Origin of the sequence: Psychroflexus curvus, assembly GCF_020164585.1 — a bacterium.
GTDB lineage: Bacteria > Bacteroidota > Bacteroidia > Flavobacteriales > Flavobacteriaceae > Psychroflexus > Psychroflexus curvus.
On the sequence record NZ_JAIQZF010000002.1, the window covers coordinates 220979 to 236649 of the forward strand.

Here is a 15671-nt window from a genome sequence, read left to right on the forward strand (position 1 = left end):
TGCTTGAAATTTGATCAGACTTTGCAAAAATGAAATGTTATTTAAATTTGAATAATTTTGAATGAGAAATTAAAGCGCACGGGTATAAGTACTTTTGTTTATATTTATTAGGTGGAAATAATATAATACAAATTTTCGTTTAAATCTTAAACATTGGTTCGACAAGGTTATTGATGACGTAAGTAATGTCGTCATTAAATGTAAAAATGGCAAAGACCTTGTGTTGATGTCATTAGATGAGTACAACTCGCTTAAGGAGACGACCTACTTACTGGTAAAAACAGGGATGTATTACTTGACTCTGTGAAGGAGCTTGAAGAAGGTAAGGGCATTCAAAATAAACTTATGGAGTAATGCATATTGCCTAGTCAATTTTTCTTAGAGAATGCTTATCTCAACTGGATAATGATCAATGGGAAAATAATAAATTCTTTATAATCCTGTGTAACAAGAATGAGATTTGAACACCTTAGTCCTATGAAAAAAATAAAACTTATTTGGATTTTAGTCTTAGTGGGAATTTGCTTTTCCTGTGGAAATGATGATGAAATGAGCCAGGAACAAGAAGCTCAAAATTTAAAACGAATGTTTTCTGAAATCGAAAGTTTAGCATCCAGTGAAAGCTGTAAGGATTCATCAAATTGGACTTTTACCAGCGTTGGGAACAAGGCGTGTGGTGGACCTTCTGGATTTATTGCGTATTCACTTAATATTGAAACAGACGTTTTTTTGGAGAAAATAAATGAGCATAAAATTGCCCAGCAAGAATTCAATAAAAAATGGGGAATAATCAGTAATTGTTCTCTCCCGCCACAACCAAGTAGGGTCGAATGTGAAAACGGAAAAGCTGTTTTAAAATATTAAGTATTTCTTGAAATTTAGGTATTCCATATAAAAGAGACAAAAAGAGATACTAACTTAAACCAAAACCCTAGTCACTCGCTGAGAAATACGGGTAATAATCTCATAGGGGATGGTTTGTTGCTCAATGTCAAAGTCGATCACCGTGTTGTTTTTCCCAAACACTTCCACTTCATCCCCTTCTTCACAATCGATTCCTGTTACATCTACCATCAAAGTATCCATACAGACGTTACCAATAATTGGAGCTTTTTTTCCATTCACTAAAACACGCGCTTTTCCGTTTCCAAAAATCCTTGAAATCCCATCGGCATAACCTAAAGGTAAGGTCGCTATTTTTGTGGTTTTTTCTGCCTTAAACTTTCGTTCATAACCCACACTATCTCCTTTTTGAATCGTTCTCAGCTGAGCGATTACAGTTTTTAAACTCGCTACAGCTTTTAGCATTTTGTGTTCTGTAGGGTTATTCCCGTAACCATACAAGGCAATACCTGCTCTTACCAGGTCAAATTCGGCTTCAGGATAATTCAAGATGCCGCTGGAGTTGCAAATATGGCTTTCAAAATCATAGCCAAGGTGGTTTTTAAAAAAGCTTCTGGCCTCTTCAAATTTGGCTATCTGACTTTTGGTGAATTCAATTTCATCTTTACTACCAGAAGCTGCTAAGTGAGAAAACACGCCAGCAACTTTTATTTTTTTCTCTGAATTCAGATGTTTTAAAACCGAATCTAATTCACTTAGTTCAAAACCAAGTCGATTTAAACCCGTGTTGATTTTAAGATGAATTCCAACAGAATCTATGTCGTGATGCGATAGTTCCTGGATTAGCCCCTCCATAAAACGGTGAGTGTAAACACTGGGGGTGAGTTGGTAATCTATAAGATTTTGAATTTCTTCCAGCTGTGGGTAAAAGACCAGAATAGGCACTTCAATTCCTGCCTTTCTTAGCTTTACTCCTTCTTCTATATAGGCGACGGCAAGATTTTGAGCGCCAATTTTTACTAAATGCTTCCCTGTAATGATGGAATCCGTCCCGTAAGCAGAAGCCTTGACAACTCCCATTATTTTTGTTTTAGGACTCAAATAGCTTTTCAATAATCTAAAGTTAGACTCCAAAGCATTGAGGTCGATTTCCAGACGTGTTTCTAAAACTTTGGACATCATTCAGTTTTTTTTTGGATAAATTCTTCAGAATCTTTTACGTCTATATTTTTGACTTTTTCTTTGAGCATAGCTTTAAAATATGCAGCTCTGCTCAAAGGCTCATATTCATCGGTTTCGCCAAGTAAAACCAGGTCTTCTTTGGTGGATTTCCTGAAGCTGTATTGTGCCAGATTTCCAGTTCTGGTACAAACAGCGTGTACTTTGGTCACATATTCTGCAGTGGCCATCAAATTGGGCATTGGCCCGAAGGGGTTGCCTTTAAAATCCATATCCAGACCTGCCACAATCACTCTCACGCCTCTGTTGGCCAAATCATTGCAAACCGAAATAATTTCATCGTCAAAAAATTGAGCTTCATCAATGCCTACCACATCACAGCTGTCTGCTAAAAGCCGAATATTTGCAGCTGCTGGGACTGGAGTAGAGCGAATAGAATTTTCGTCGTGAGAAACCACTTCTTCGTCGTCATACCGACGATCGATTTGAGGTTTGAAAATTTCCACTTTTTGCTTGGCAAATTTTGCACGCTTGAGCCGTCTGATCAATTCTTCCGTTTTTCCGGAAAACATACTTCCACAGATCACTTCGATCCATCCAAATTGCTCTTTGTGATTAACAGTGTTTTCGAGAAACATTTTGTAATTTAGGGCGTTAATAAATAGGTTATCACTACAGAATAACAAGGCTAAAATTAGCAAAAATAATAGGGTCTTTAAAAAAGAAAATCACAAATGTTATGAAGAGAGTTTTAGAAGACGAATTGATAAGTCTAGCCGAGCGTATTTTAAAATTAAAGAACAGAGCAGATATCCACCAATTAAAAAAGGAAGCGGGTGTGCTTTATGAGAAATTGAGCATTTTGGCTTTTGCTGAATCACATTTCGGTGGCTTAAAGTCAGAAATTTCAAAAACTGAATTTAAAGAAACTTTCGCACAGCAATTTAGTGATATAGATGAAGAAAGCGGTCATTACAAATCACCCGATGGTATGGATTATAATCCGGATCCTATTTCTGAACCTAACACCGAAAAAATAAAAGATATTGTATCTCAAATGCCACCAGAATCTGAACAAGTAGATTTACTTTTGGCAGAATTTGAAAAATTAACCAATAAATCCAGGTCTAATTCTGAATCAAATTCAGAAGAAAAAAAACCACCTGAGACTGAATCTCCCGATGAAGACAAAACTTATTCGCCTCCAAAAACATATCCTACTGAAGATGATTTCAATAGTTACGGAGTACATTTTGATGACTTGCCCGATTTTGAACCTAAAGCTGATGACGTCAAACCAAAATCGGAAAGTTCAGAGCAAAAATATCCTGAAAAAAAATCTGAATTACCTACGGAAGAACCCAAGGCTGAAGCTCCAAATCCAGAAGAAATTAAATCCAATCTGAATTCTAGTCAGCAGGAAAAGAAATCACTCAATGATAAATTAAAAAAAGGAATTAAGATCGGGCTTAACGATAGGATTGCCTTTACCAATCATCTTTTTGAAGGAAATGCGGATGATTACAATCGTGTGCTTTCTCAATTGAATACAATGTCATCTTATAAAGAAGTTGAGACTTTTATAAAAAATCAGGTGAAGCCGGATTATAATTCCTGGGAAGGGAAAGAAGCCATAGAAGCCAGATTTATGGAGGTTATTGAACATAAATTCCAGTAATCATGTCAAAATTAATTCTCGTACCAACTCCTATTGGTAACCTCTCTGACATCACTTATAGAGCCGTTGAGGTTTTAAAATCTGTGGATGTCATTCTTGCAGAAGACACTCGCGTAAGCGGAATTTTGCTAAAACACTACGGCATAGAAACACCCATGCAAAGCTATCACCAGCACAATGAGCATTCCCAAACCGATTCAGTAGTAAGACAAATAAAAAACGGAAGGGAAACAGCTATCATTACAGATGCAGGGACTCCAGGCATTTCCGACCCGGGATTTTTGCTCGCCAGAGCCTGTGTTGCAGAAGGAGTGAACATAGAATGCTTGCCAGGTGCAACAGCTTTTGTTCCCGCATTGGTTAACAGCGGTTTACCTAACGATAAATTTGTGTTTGAGGGTTTTCTTCCCGCCAAAAAAGGCAGGCAAAAACGCTTGAAAGCTTTAGCTGAAGAAGATAGGACTATTATTTTTTATGAATCCCCTTACAAACTTTTAAAGACTCTTCAACAGCTTTCCGAGCATTTTGGAACAGATCGGCAAGTGAGTATTTCCCGCGAGATTTCAAAACTTTACGAAGAAACTGTGCGAGGTAGTTTGACGGATGTTATAGCTCACTTTGAAATGAAAAAACCAAAAGGTGAATTCGTTATTGTGCTTGCAGGATCTGGGTTAAAAGCATAAAAAAGCCGTTTTAAAACACTTGTTTTAAAACGGCTTTTGTGAAAATTTAGCTTCAGAGAATTATTTTATCTCCGAAACTCTTAAGGTATTTACCATCCCTTTATTTTCAATTGGCATTGCTGCAAGATTGATTGTAAAGTCTCCTTTTTCTACGTACTTCATATCTTTAGCTATGGAGTTTATGTCGTCGATTGTTAAGTCTGTACTTTCAAATTTATCATAGTAAAAGGCTTTAACTCCCCACAATAAGCTCAATTGGGTTAGGATTCTCTTGTTGGACGTAAAGGCTAAAATATGAGAAGCTGGTCTCCAGGCTGAGATTTGGAACGCGGTATAACCACTGTTGGTCAACGTGCAAATTGCATTTGCATCTATCTCGTTTGCCATCAAGGCGGCATGGTAACAAACCGACTTGGTGATATATCTTTTGGTTTTGATTTGTGGCGCCTTTTGAGGAACCCTGATAAGAGGTGAGTCCTCAACACTTTTAAGAATTTGAGCCATCTTTTGGATCACCTGTACAGGATATTTTCCTACTGAAGTTTCTCCAGACAGCATCACAGCATCGGCGCCGTCCATCACAGAATTGGCGACATCATTGACCTCTGCTCTCGTTGGCGTAAGACTATCAATCATAGTTTCCATCATCTGAGTTGCAATAATAACAGGAATTCTAGCTTGTTTAGCTTTTAAAACAAGCTGTTTCTGAATTAAGGGGACTTCATGAGCAGGAACTTCTACACCAAGATCTCCGCGAGCAACCATCAATCCATCACAGTAGGCAATTATTTTGTCGATGTTTTTAACACCTTCCGGCTTTTCGATTTTCGAAATAATTGGAATCTTATGAGCACTGTGTTTTTTAATAATTTTTTGAAGTTGCTTAAGGTCACTTGCAAACCTCACAAATGATAAGGCGATCCAGTCTACTTGAAGTTCGCATGCAAAAACAGCATCTTCAACATCTTTTTCTGTCAGTGCTGGAAGTGAAATATTAGTATTTGGAAGGTTGACACCCTTTCTAGATTTAAGCGGACCACCTTGTATAACTTTAGTTTTTACTTCGCTTTCCTTATCGGTTGTAAGTACTTCAAAGATCAATTTTCCATCATCGAGTAGAATACGTTCACCTGCTTTTACATCCTGAGGGAAAGTATCGTAATTCATAAAAACACGAGTTTTTGTGCCTTCAAATTCTTCACCAGTAGCGAAGATGATTTCATCACCAGGCTCTACAACTACTTCATCTTTCATAACTCCTACACGAAGTTTAGGGCCTTGTAAATCTCCAAGTATCCCAGCGTTGTAACCGTATTCTTCGTTAAGATCACGAATCATTTTAACACGTTCGCGGACGTCGCTGTGATCGGCATGAGAAAAATTGATTCTAAAAATATTCACACCAGCATCTAGCATGTCTTTAAGGACTTCTTTTTTGCTTGTTGCCGGGCCTAGGGTTGATACTATTTTTGTTTTCTTTGATGTTTTCATTAGTCTAAAATTAAATGTTCTGGGTGTTTTATCGCATGACTTCCAATAATATATACCATTGAAATTTGATGCATTTTTATTAGTTTTTTTATGATAAGCTCGGGGTTGAAAATATCCAATTCATCATCTATTTTCAACAGGTAGTCTACTCGTTTGTAATCTTCCAATAAAAATTCCGAAGTAACTAAATCTTCGGTTTCAAATAAGTTATTGACAGCTACAAACTCCTGCTGCGTATTTACTTTGTTACAAATCAAATAAGATTTGGTATCCCATTCTTTGTTAAAATAATCGAATATTGGAAAACTTATCGATTTCCCACTTACTGTTAGGTCAAGATCATTCTTCATCCTTTTGAAACTTGTCCTTAGAACAGAATTGATAAGATAAGCAAGCTTGTGAGGTTCTTGTTGAGAATGAATACCTATTAATTTAAAATCACAAATATCAAAATCAGATAAACTAAATCTTCTTTTTTTCATGATAATAACTTAACTAAAGGTATTTACAATTCTTCAACAGAATTAATGTAAATATATGAAACAAAACAAGATGCATCAAACCTTTATGCAGTTTATAGGGATTTGGAAGATAAGAAAACGTTTTCGTGGAAAGAATTTTAGGGATTGATATAGTTTTGAAATGTAAAGTAAGCGCGTTGAGAAGCTTTCTCTTCCGCCCTTTTTTTTGAGGTTTCTCTAGCCTTTCCAGAAATTTCGTCGTTGATGATAAGCTTTACGGAAAAATGCTTTTCTTCATCTTTGCCCATATCGTCTTCAATTATAAATTCAAAGGGGAATTTATTTTTTTGGCACCATTCAATCATCAAACTTTTATAGCTCACCACGCGTTTTTCAAGTTTAACCAAGTCAACGTCTTTTTGTATCACTTTTTTATTGATAAAGACTTCGCAAGCTTTGAATCCTTTATCGATATAAATCGCACCAATAAGGGCTTCAAATAAATTACCATTTATGTTTTTACCTAATTTATCAGCAGGAATTTCAGAAAGAATGAGGGAAGAGAGGTTTAGGCCTTGACCAAGCATGTTCAGATTTTTACGACTCACAATTTTAGATCGCATTTTGGTAAGGTAGCCTTCGTCTCCATAAGGTGCGTTTTCAAACAAGTACGTTGAAATAACTGCGCCAAGAATAGAATCGCCAAGAAATTCCAGACGTTCATAGCTAATGATAAGCCCTTTTTCGTTTTTTATTTTTGAGGAACGATGTGTAAACGCCTGTTTATAAATAGGTAAGCTGCTGAGTTTAACTTTTACAATCTCCTGGATTTTTTGAAAAAAAATCCCGTCTCTTTGAGAACGGGATTCATTTAATATATGTTTTAAAAATTTCATTTGAAAGCAATATACTACTCATCCATTTTTTTGAAAGCTACGCATGCATTGTGTCCTCCAAAACCAAACGTATTGCTCATGGCTACTTTTATTTTTCGTTCCTGAGGTGTATTCAATGTAAGATTGAGATCAGGGTCAATATTTTCATCGGCAGTCTCATGATTGATCGTTGGTGGCACAAGGCTATTTTGCATAGCTAGTATTGAAGCAATAGCTTCTACAGCTCCAGCTGCACCCAGTAAGTGACCAGTCATTGACTTTGTAGAATTAATATTGATATTCTTGGCGTGATCTCCAAAAACGTTTTTGATAGCTTTCAATTCTGCCACATCCCCGAGAGGCGTAGAGGTTCCATGCGTGTTGATGGTATCTACATCTTCAGGTTTGAGTCCGGAATTTTCAAGGCAATTTTTCATCACAGCAATTACTCCTTTTCCTTCCGGATGCGGAGCTGTCATGTGATAGGCGTCAGAGGACATTCCTCCCCCAATGACTTCAGCATAAATTTTCGCTCCTCTGGCCTTGGCGTGTTCATACTCTTCGAGAATAAGCGCTCCACCACCTTCGCCAAGCACAAAACCATCTCTATTGGCGTCGAATGGACGGGATGCTTTTTTAGGGTCTTCATTTCTTGTGGAAAGTGCATGCATAGAATTGAATCCACCCATACCTGCCTGAGTCACAGCTGCTTCACTTCCTCCAGTTACCATGATGTCACTGTAGCCTAAACGAATATAGTTTAGAGCGTCTATCATGGCATTTGCAGAAGAGGCACATGCAGAAACTGTTGCGTAATTGGGACCCATGAACCCATGCTTGATAGAGATGTTGCCTGGGGCAATATCTGCAATCATTTTAGGAATGAAGAACGGATTGAAACGCGGAGTTCCGTCACCTTTAGCAAAGTCAATGACTTCGTTCTGGAAAGTTTCCAAACCTCCAATTCCCGCTCCCCAGATCACACCGATTCGATATTTATCGACAACATCCAGATCCACGCCAGAGTCTAAGATAGCTTCATCTGAAGCCACTAAAGCATATTGTGCAAATCTATCAAGTCGTCTTACTTCTTTTCTGTCGAAGTGATCGGTGGCATTGAAATTTTTTATTTCACAGGCGAATTTTGTTTTGAATAGACTAGTATCAAAATAGGTAATAGGTGCCGCTCCGCTTTTACCGCTTTTGAGGGCTTCCCAATATTCTGATATATTATTTCCTATGGGCGTAAGCGCCCCTAGACCAGTAACTACAACTCGCTTTAATTCCATGAAATAAGACTATTTTTATTTTTTTGCTTCTTCGATGTAAGAAACAGCTTGACCAACGGTTGAAATATTCTCTGCTTGGTCGTCAGGTATCTGAATATCAAATTCCTTTTCAAACTCCATAATGAGTTCTACTGTATCCAAAGAATCTGCTCCCAAATCGTTTGTAAAGCTAGCTTCTGTAACAACTTCGTTTTCGTCAACGCCCAACTTATCAACGATAATGGCTTTTACTCTTGATGCAATGTCTGACATGATTATGTTTTTTTATGTTTAATTTCAGTGCGCAAAAATATAAAACTTTAGTTTAAAACAAGTTTTAAAGGTGAAAATGTGTTTAAATTTACATAATTATATTTTATAAATTAATTTTGGAATTATTTAAATTTCAAATTCTATATCATTTTTAATGGAAAATTCTAAGTCAAATTCAAAAAAGAGGATTGTTGTTTTTGCTTCTGGTAATGGAACAAACGCAATAAATTTGTATCATTATTTTAGAGAATATGAAGATATTGAAGTTTCCCATATTCTTTCAAACAATAAAAAATCTAAAGTTTTACGACGGGCTCATGACCTCGGGATTAAATGTATTCATTTTGATAAAGAAGATTTACAAGAGTCTTCTACTTTATTGGAAGTAGTAGAAGAAATAAATCCTGATATCATTGCCCTTGCTGGATTTTTGTTAAAAATTCCAGAGTCTTTTTTAGCAGTTTTCCCCAATCAAATCGTCAATATCCATCCTTCGCTTTTACCAAAATATGGAGGAGAACGGATGTACGGTGAACGCGTTTTTAAAAAGGTCCTCAAAAACAAGGATAAACAAAGTGGTATAACTATTCACTATGTTACTTCCAAGTATGATGAAGGTGAAATTATCGCTCAATTCAAAATTGATTTGGAAGATAACGAAGACCTGAATTCTTTGGAAGAAAAAATCCATACGCTCGAATATGAGCACTATCCGAAAGAGATTGAAAAGCTTTTATCATAGCTTATGTCAAAATCATCTAAGTACTACGTGGTTTGGGAAGGTTTCGAACCAGGGATTTATTCATCCTGGCAAGATTGCAAACTGAAAATCCAAAATTACCCCAACGCCAAATACAAATCATTTTCAAGTTTAGAAGAAGCCAAGGATGCTTATAATATGGGGTTTTTCACGTATCAGAAACAAAAAAAAGCAAATTCAAAAGCGTTTTCTACCGAAGGTGTTGAATGGAATTCTATTGCTGTAGATGCCGCTTCAAGCGGAAATCCCGGTAAAATGGAGTACCGCGGCGTAGTGACGAAAACAAAGCAGGTACTGTTTCATATGGGACCTTTTCCTAATGGCACCAACAACATAGGTGAATTTTTGGCTTTGGTGCATGGCTTGGCTTTTTTGAAAGCCAAAAAAAGCGAATTACCTATTTATACAGATTCCAGAATTGCCATGTCCTGGATACGTCAGAAAAAATGTAAAACCAAACTGGCTAAGAATTCCAGGAATGAAGAGCTATTTGAATTGATTAAAAGAGCTGAAATTTGGCTCAAAAAAAATAGTTTCAAAACTCCTATTCTGAAATGGGAGACAAAAGCCTGGGGAGAAATCCCGGCCGATTTCGGGAGAAAATGATTTGATCATGTTTTTAAAATAAAAGCCAGGCATGACTAAGCTTAAATAGCTTTCGAACGTTTTGAAAACCTGAGGTGTAGCAGTAGATATACACTGCATCTTGTCTAAGCTTTTATTCGTCTTAAAGCTCCGCTTATTTCTTAAAGAAAGCCGTATATTTGCAAAAAATTTAAATAGATATGAGCAAATTATTAATCGTTGGGACAGTAGCTTTTGATGCCATCAAAACCCCATTCGGGGAAACAGATAAAATTCTTGGCGGCGCCGGGACTTACATCGCATTAAGTGCGTCTCAGTTTGATATAGAATCGGGTGTGGTTTCTGTTGTTGGAGATGATTTTCCGCAAGATTACCTCGATTTGCTTACCGATAGAAATGTAAATTTAGAAGGTTTAGAGATTGTAAAAGGGGGTAAAACCTTTTTCTGGAGTGGTCGTTATCATAATGATATGAATACTAGAGATACATTGGATACCCAATTGAATGTGTTGGCAGATTTTGAACCAAACGTGCCTAAAAACTTTCAAGATTCTGATATCGTGATGCTTGGCAACCTGCACCCAGCTGTTCAGCTAAGTGTAATTGATCAAGTTAAAAATCCAAAGTTGATTGTTTTGGATACCATGAATTTCTGGATGGATTCTGAACTTGATTTACTGAAACAAGTGATTTCAAAAGTGGATGTCATTACCATCAACGATGAAGAAGCCAGGCAGCTTTCCGGAGAATATTCTCTGGTAAAAGCAGCTAGAAAAATAAGAGATATGGGGCCAGATTATGTGGTCATCAAAAAAGGTGAGCACGGAGCTTTGCTGTTTCATAAAGAAGAAATGTTCTTTGCCCCGGCACTTCCACTTGAGGAGGTATTTGACCCAACAGGAGCTGGAGATACGTTTGCTGGAGGGTTTGTTGGTTATCTAACCAATACGAATGATATTTCTTTCGAAAATATGAAGAATGCCGTTATTTACGGCTCCAACTTAGCATCTTTTTGTGTTGAAAAATTTGGAACAGAAAAAATGTTGAATTTAGATAAACACGAAGTCGATAAGCGTTTAGAAAGCTTTCAGGCGCTTACTCAATTCGAGATCAATTTAGCTTAATACTTACTGCCCTGACTTATCAGGGCTTTTTTTATAGACTACCAGAATGAGTGAACTAATAAAACACGAGTGCGGAATTGCCACTCTCAGACTTCTAAAGCCCCTTTCTTTTTATAAAGAAAAATATGGCAGTGCATTTTACGGCATCAATAAGATGTATTTAATGCTGGAAAAGCAGCATAACAGGGGTCAGGATGGTGCTGGCTTTGCAAGTGTAAAGCTGGATGTGGAACCAGGAAACAGATACATCAGTCGAGTACGCTCCAATGCTGCTCAACCCATTCAAGATATTTTTGCTCAGATCAATGAAAGAATTAATACAGAATTAGAAGCAAACCCGAATATCCTAGAAGATATCGATGCTCAAAAAGCAAACCTTCCTTATTTAGGCGAAGTCTATCTGGGTCATGTGCGTTATGGTACTTTCGGTAAAAACAGTATTGAAAGTGTACATCCTTTTTTGAGACAAAACAACTGGATGCATCGTAATCTTATTGTTGCTGGTAATTTCAATATGACCAATGTGAACGAATTGTTCCAGAATTTAGTTGAGCTTGGTCAGCATCCCAAGGAAAAAGCCGACACGGTGACGGTGATGGAGAAAATAGGACACTTCCTTGATTCTGAAGTTGGTAAGCTTTACAAAAAACTAAAAGACAAAGGCTTTAATAAAAAAGAGGCTTCACCCCATATTGTGGAGCAGCTTAAGGTTCATAAAATTCTAAGAAAATCATCTAAAGATTGGGATGGCGGATATGTCATTGCCGGGATGCTGGGTCACGGAGATTCCTTTGTACTGAGGGATCCAAACGGGATTAGACCCGCTTATTATTATAAAGATGATGAGGTAGTGGTGGTAGCATCAGAACGTCCAGTCATTCAAACGGCATTTAATGTAGCTTATGAAGATGTGCATGAATTGATGCCAGGCGAAGCTATTATTACTAAAAAAGATGGTTCTGTTCACTTCAAAACAATTCTGGAACCCAGAGAAAGAAAAGCCTGTTCTTTTGAACGCATCTATTTTTCCAGAGGGAGTGATGCTGAAATTTATAAAGAACGAAAAAAATTAGGTCGATTATTGATGCCTGAGGTATTGAAAGCAATTGACTTTGATACGATGAATTCTGTATTTTCTTACATCCCAAATACAGCCGAAACTTCATTCTATGGCATGGTAGAAGCGGCTCAGGATGAATTGAACCGTCAGAAAAATCAAGCGATACTCAAAGAAAAAGACAGTCTTACGGACGAGCGATTGGCCGATATTCTCAGCCTTAGATTGAGGACTGAAAAGATTGCTGTAAAAGATGTAAAACTGCGTACGTTTATTACGGAAGACAGTAGTAGAGATGATCTGGTAGCTCATGTTTATGATGTGACTTATGGGGTCGTTAAACCCACCGATAATTTGGTAGTGATAGACGATAGCATAGTACGTGGAACCACTTTGAAGAAGAGTATTTTGAAAATGCTTGACCGTTTGTCTCCGAAGAAAATCATTATTGTGTCTTCAGCTCCTCAGATTCGTTATCCAGATTGTTATGGTATTGACATGGCTAAATTGGAAGATTTCGTTGCATTTCAGGCAGCAGTGTCTTTGCTGAAAGAACGTGGTATCTTTCAGGAAACGGTGGACGCGGTTTATAAAAAATGTAAGGATCAATCTGAATTTGCCTCACAGGCAGAACAAAATCATGTAAAAGCTATTTATGCACCATTTACATACGAAGAAGTTTCAGACCGAATTTCTTTGCTTCTAAGCGATGAGAATATCTCCTCGGAAGTCAAAGTGATTTACCAAACGGTGGATAAACTTCACGAAGCCTGCCCGAAAAATCTGGGGGATTGGTATTTTACAGGCGATTATCCAACCCAAGGTGGCAATAAAGTCGTTAACAAGGCGTTTGTAAACTTCTACGAAGGAAAAAATGACAGGGCTTATTAAAAGTTGATTTTAGCACTCATCAGATTTCTTTTTAAATATATTTACTTAAATTTAATAATTTACTGTTATGAGTGACCAATCCTCACAAAATCAGGCGCCAAACGACGAAATTGACTTAAGTCTTGTTTTCGATAAAATAAAATCAGTATTCAAGTCTCTTCTTTTGGGTGTGGTAATGATTTTTCAGTTCTTCTGGAATCATAAAATTAGACTGATTATTCTTATAATCATTGGTATTGGTTTACAGTTCTTACTGCTGACTCAAATCAAAAAGGTATATGTAAACGAATTTTTGGTAAGAACTAATTTTGGTAGTACTGAATATTTATATAGTAAAGTCAATTCCATCAATACGAAACTTAATTCGAAAGATACACTCTACTTAAAAGGTGTTTTTGGGTCAGATTTTGAAAGAGTAAAAGAACTTGAGGTGGTGCCTGTTGTTGATGTTTATAACTTAGTCAACAAATCAGAAGAAAATAGAGAAATCTTTGAGCTCCTATTGGACGAGTATGGAGACATGTCATTTCTGGAGGAAGAAACCAACATCAATGAATATCCTACCCATAAACTAAGAGTTTTTATAAAGGGTTCGCTAAACAATGAAATCATTTCAAAGCATCTGTATGATTTTTTATCAGACAATGAATTTTTTAATGAGTTAAAGCAAACGGCTTTATCGAGTTATAAAGAACAACTGGAGCAAAACAAAGTAATTAGAGATCAGATCGATAGTATCATCAAAGATCAGAGAGAACACGGGATGATGCCCAATTTGAATGATAAAACTGTAAGTTTCACAGGCAGTCAGGATTTAAAAGAGCTTTTGAGTCAAAAACAAGGCTTATTGTGTAATGACTTTACTCTTAGAAACCAGCTTTCTTCCGAGGATGCCATTTTAAAAACTATAGACTCTTCTTTTGGGGTGTTGAGTGAAAACCAAATTAAGGAACCTTATATAATATCTTTAATTTTAATAGGGCTGTACATAATTATTTTTTTTATTAGATTCATTTCAAAAAGCACTTTAAAGTTTATTAATACTTAGGTTTTTTTTCTAGGTTTAACTGTTAAAAAAGGTATTCCCCTGCACAATCATTGTTGTCCAAACTAATGTAAAAATTGAAAAAAAAGGAAAAAATATATTATTTGGCTGGATTAATTGGAAGTAAAACACCCTTTTTTTTATTGATTCCTATTCTTAGTTTTTATTTTAATAAATCACAAGTTGGAAAAATAGATCTTATATTAGTGACTGTAACCTTATTTATACCACTTATTTCTTTACAGTTAGGAGAGGCTTCTTTCAGGTTTTTAAAACAGTTTTTAAATAGTAAGACAAAAATCATCTCAACAACTATAATTGGGCTAACCGCAAATGCCTTGTTTTTTTCAAGCCTTGTTGTGATTTTTTTTTTAATGTTTGGTTTTAAAGAAATAATTTTATTTGCAGTTATTTTTATGTCCAGCTTTATTGTAAATAATTTACTTCTAATTTATCGCGGATTGAATGAAATTAAATCTTACGCATTATTAGGGTTTTTAAGTGGTTCTTTTACTCTGATTTTAATATTCTTTTTTATTAACCAAAGAACTACTTTGCAAGATGTTTCAGTCTTATTTGGAATTTCTCATTTTTTAGCAGTTATAATTTCATTATTCAAATCTTCAATCCTAAAAGATTTTAGTTTCTCAAAGTTTAATAAAAAAATAATGTATTCACTGCTTATCTATTCTTTACCACTAATTCCAAATTCAATAAGTTGGTGGTTTATTGATTTGGGTAATAGATATGTTATCAGGCTTACTTTGGGTGAAGAGTATCTAGGTGTTTTTGCGGTCGCTGCAAGGTATATTGTAATGATAGCTTTTATTAATAGTTTTTTTTTATTATTATGGCAAGACAACTATTTGGATGATAGAATTTCAAAATTAGAATTAAAATCTAATTTTCATGATTTTTTTAAAATTCAATTGTCAATCGTAATTTTTTTAATTTCTATCAGCTATTACCTCATAAAATTTGGTGCAGGGGCAGAATTTATTGATTCTTACAAATTGGTTGGACCTATTGCATTATCTCTATTTTTCTCATCACTTTCAGCTTATGCTGGAGTTGAATACCTTAAGACAAAAAAAACTAAAAAGCTGTTTTTTTCAACTCTAAAAGGTGGATTTGTAAATATACTATTAGCTTTAGTTTTAGTTAACTTTTTAGGACTATACGGGATAGTACTTAGCTCTATGATTGGATTTATTTTTACTTTTTATTTAAGGGTAAAAGATTCTCAAAATTTAAAATCATTGTTTAAGGTGATTGAAAGGAAGCTTTATGTAGGAATATTAGTTATGTCTTTAATCTATTTAATCCAAATTCTCGGATCAGTTCCAGTAATTATAACTACATGCGTAATCGTTTTAATTGGTTTAATTTACTGGAATAAAAAAATAATATTAGATACAATTGTCAAATGAATTACGCCATATTTGAACACACACAGAG

At 35.8% G+C, this 15671-nt stretch carries 17 protein-coding genes; 10 read left to right on the forward strand and 7 right to left on the reverse strand.

Going from position 1 to position 15671, the window contains the following annotated elements; genetic code table 11:
* Positions 1–169: 169 nt before the first annotated feature.
* Together LB450_RS13790 and LB450_RS03220 are read left to right on the forward strand one after the other, a co-directional pair.
* Entirely contained in the window at positions 170–307 is a 138-nt protein-coding gene (locus LB450_RS13790; RefSeq protein ID WP_224486631.1) for a type II toxin-antitoxin system Phd/YefM family antitoxin, read from the forward strand.
* A gap of 170 nt (positions 308–477) precedes the next feature.
* A complete protein-coding gene (locus LB450_RS03220) occupies positions 478–864 on the forward strand; it encodes a hypothetical protein (protein WP_224486417.1) in 387 nt (128 codons plus the stop codon).
* A gap of 54 nt (positions 865–918) precedes the next feature.
* Here LB450_RS03220 and alr read toward each other — a convergent pair whose 3' ends face one another.
* Both alr and LB450_RS03230 read right to left on the reverse strand, forming a co-directional pair.
* Positions 919–2022, reverse strand: coding sequence for an alanine racemase (gene alr / locus LB450_RS03225; protein WP_224486418.1), 1104 nt, complete (start codon positions 2020–2022; stop codon positions 919–921).
* Positions 2022–2660 carry a thymidine kinase gene (locus tag LB450_RS03230; RefSeq protein WP_224486419.1) on the reverse strand — a complete coding sequence of 213 codons (639 nt, stop codon included), beginning with the start codon at positions 2658–2660 and terminating at the stop codon, positions 2022–2024. Before LB450_RS03230 ends, alr begins: the two co-directional genes overlap by 1 nt.
* Positions 2661–2761: 101 nt before the next feature.
* Between LB450_RS03230 and LB450_RS03235 the strand changes: the two genes are divergently transcribed.
* On the forward strand, positions 2762–3700 hold the full coding sequence (locus LB450_RS03235; protein ID WP_224486420.1) for a hypothetical protein: 939 nt from the start codon (positions 2762–2764) through the stop codon (positions 3698–3700).
* 2 nt (positions 3701–3702) lie between these two features.
* Positions 3703–4383, forward strand: coding sequence for a 16S rRNA (cytidine(1402)-2'-O)-methyltransferase (gene rsmI, locus LB450_RS03240; protein ID WP_224486421.1), 681 nt, complete (start codon positions 3703–3705; stop codon positions 4381–4383).
* 60 nt (positions 4384–4443) lie between these two features.
* On the opposite strand, the gene pyk is transcribed toward rsmI, so the two are convergent.
* The 5 genes from pyk to LB450_RS03265 form a co-directional block, all read right to left on the reverse strand.
* On the reverse strand, positions 4444–5874 hold the full coding sequence (pyk, locus tag LB450_RS03245) for a pyruvate kinase (protein WP_224486422.1): 1431 nt from the start codon (positions 5872–5874) through the stop codon (positions 4444–4446).
* Positions 5874–6356 (reverse strand): IPExxxVDY family protein, encoded by a 483-nt coding sequence (locus tag LB450_RS03250; protein WP_224486423.1) that lies wholly within the window; start codon positions 6354–6356, stop codon positions 5874–5876. Before LB450_RS03250 ends, pyk begins: the two co-directional genes overlap by 1 nt.
* A gap of 137 nt (positions 6357–6493) precedes the next feature.
* Complete coding sequence (rnc, locus tag LB450_RS03255) at positions 6494–7231, reverse strand: ribonuclease III (protein WP_224486424.1); 738 nt, start codon at positions 7229–7231, stop codon at positions 6494–6496.
* Positions 7232–7245: 14 nt separating this feature from the next.
* On the reverse strand, positions 7246–8499 hold the full coding sequence (fabF, locus tag LB450_RS03260) for a beta-ketoacyl-ACP synthase II (protein WP_224486425.1): 1254 nt from the start codon (positions 8497–8499) through the stop codon (positions 7246–7248).
* A gap of 15 nt (positions 8500–8514) precedes the next feature.
* On the reverse strand, positions 8515–8751 hold the full coding sequence (locus tag LB450_RS03265; protein ID WP_093364943.1) for an acyl carrier protein: 237 nt from the start codon (positions 8749–8751) through the stop codon (positions 8515–8517).
* 154 nt (positions 8752–8905) lie between these two features.
* Here LB450_RS03265 and purN point away from each other — a divergent pair, with 154 nt between their 5' ends.
* The 6 genes from purN (at position 8906) to LB450_RS03295 (ending at position 15643) form a co-directional block, all read left to right on the forward strand.
* Positions 8906–9493 (forward strand): phosphoribosylglycinamide formyltransferase, encoded by a 588-nt coding sequence (gene purN, locus LB450_RS03270; RefSeq protein ID WP_224486426.1) that lies wholly within the window; start codon positions 8906–8908, stop codon positions 9491–9493.
* A gap of 3 nt (positions 9494–9496) precedes the next feature.
* On the forward strand, positions 9497–10117 hold the full coding sequence (locus LB450_RS03275) for a ribonuclease H1 domain-containing protein (RefSeq protein WP_224486427.1): 621 nt from the start codon (positions 9497–9499) through the stop codon (positions 10115–10117).
* Positions 10118–10296: 179 nt separating this feature from the next.
* Entirely contained in the window at positions 10297–11220 is a 924-nt protein-coding gene (locus LB450_RS03280; RefSeq protein ID WP_224486428.1) for a PfkB family carbohydrate kinase, read from the forward strand.
* Positions 11221–11266: 46 nt separating this feature from the next.
* Positions 11267–13168: an amidophosphoribosyltransferase gene (locus tag LB450_RS03285; RefSeq protein WP_224486429.1), complete on the forward strand. Its 1902-nt coding sequence runs from the start codon at positions 11267–11269 to the stop codon at positions 13166–13168.
* Positions 13169–13235: 67 nt separating this feature from the next.
* Positions 13236–14216 (forward strand): hypothetical protein, encoded by a 981-nt coding sequence (locus LB450_RS03290; RefSeq protein WP_224486430.1) that lies wholly within the window; start codon positions 13236–13238, stop codon positions 14214–14216.
* A gap of 74 nt (positions 14217–14290) precedes the next feature.
* Positions 14291–15643: a lipopolysaccharide biosynthesis protein gene (locus LB450_RS03295; protein ID WP_224486431.1), complete on the forward strand. Its 1353-nt coding sequence runs from the start codon at positions 14291–14293 to the stop codon at positions 15641–15643.
* The last annotated feature ends 28 nt before the right edge of the window (positions 15644–15671 follow it).

Bases quoted from the DNA above. Each gene is read 5' to 3' on its own strand.
- LB450_RS03220 (WP_224486417.1), top strand. From the start codon at position 478: ATGAAAAAAATAAAACTTATTTGGATTTTAGTCTTAGTGGGAATTTGC.
- alr (WP_224486418.1), bottom strand. From the start codon at position 2,022: ATGTCCAAAGTTTTAGAAACACGTCTGGAAATCGACCTCAATGCTTTG.
- LB450_RS03230 (WP_224486419.1), bottom strand. From the start codon at position 2,660: ATGTTTCTCGAAAACACTGTTAATCACAAAGAGCAATTTGGATGGATC.
- LB450_RS03235 (WP_224486420.1), top strand. From the start codon at position 2,762: ATGAAGAGAGTTTTAGAAGACGAATTGATAAGTCTAGCCGAGCGTATT.
- rsmI (WP_224486421.1), top strand. From the start codon at position 3,703: ATGTCAAAATTAATTCTCGTACCAACTCCTATTGGTAACCTCTCTGAC.
- pyk (WP_224486422.1), bottom strand. From the start codon at position 5,874: ATGAAAACATCAAAGAAAACAAAAATAGTATCAACCCTAGGCCCGGCA.
- LB450_RS03250 (WP_224486423.1), bottom strand. From the start codon at position 6,356: ATGAAAAAAAGAAGATTTAGTTTATCTGATTTTGATATTTGTGATTTT.
- rnc (WP_224486424.1), bottom strand. From the start codon at position 7,231: ATGAAATTTTTAAAACATATATTAAATGAATCCCGTTCTCAAAGAGAC.
- fabF (WP_224486425.1), bottom strand. From the start codon at position 8,499: ATGGAATTAAAGCGAGTTGTAGTTACTGGTCTAGGGGCGCTTACGCCC.
- LB450_RS03265 (WP_093364943.1), bottom strand. From the start codon at position 8,751: ATGTCAGACATTGCATCAAGAGTAAAAGCCATTATCGTTGATAAGTTG.
- purN (WP_224486426.1), top strand. From the start codon at position 8,906: ATGGAAAATTCTAAGTCAAATTCAAAAAAGAGGATTGTTGTTTTTGCT.
- LB450_RS03275 (WP_224486427.1), top strand. From the start codon at position 9,497: ATGTCAAAATCATCTAAGTACTACGTGGTTTGGGAAGGTTTCGAACCA.
- LB450_RS03280 (WP_224486428.1), top strand. From the start codon at position 10,297: ATGAGCAAATTATTAATCGTTGGGACAGTAGCTTTTGATGCCATCAAA.
- LB450_RS03285 (WP_224486429.1), top strand. From the start codon at position 11,267: ATGAGTGAACTAATAAAACACGAGTGCGGAATTGCCACTCTCAGACTT.
- LB450_RS03290 (WP_224486430.1), top strand. From the start codon at position 13,236: ATGAGTGACCAATCCTCACAAAATCAGGCGCCAAACGACGAAATTGAC.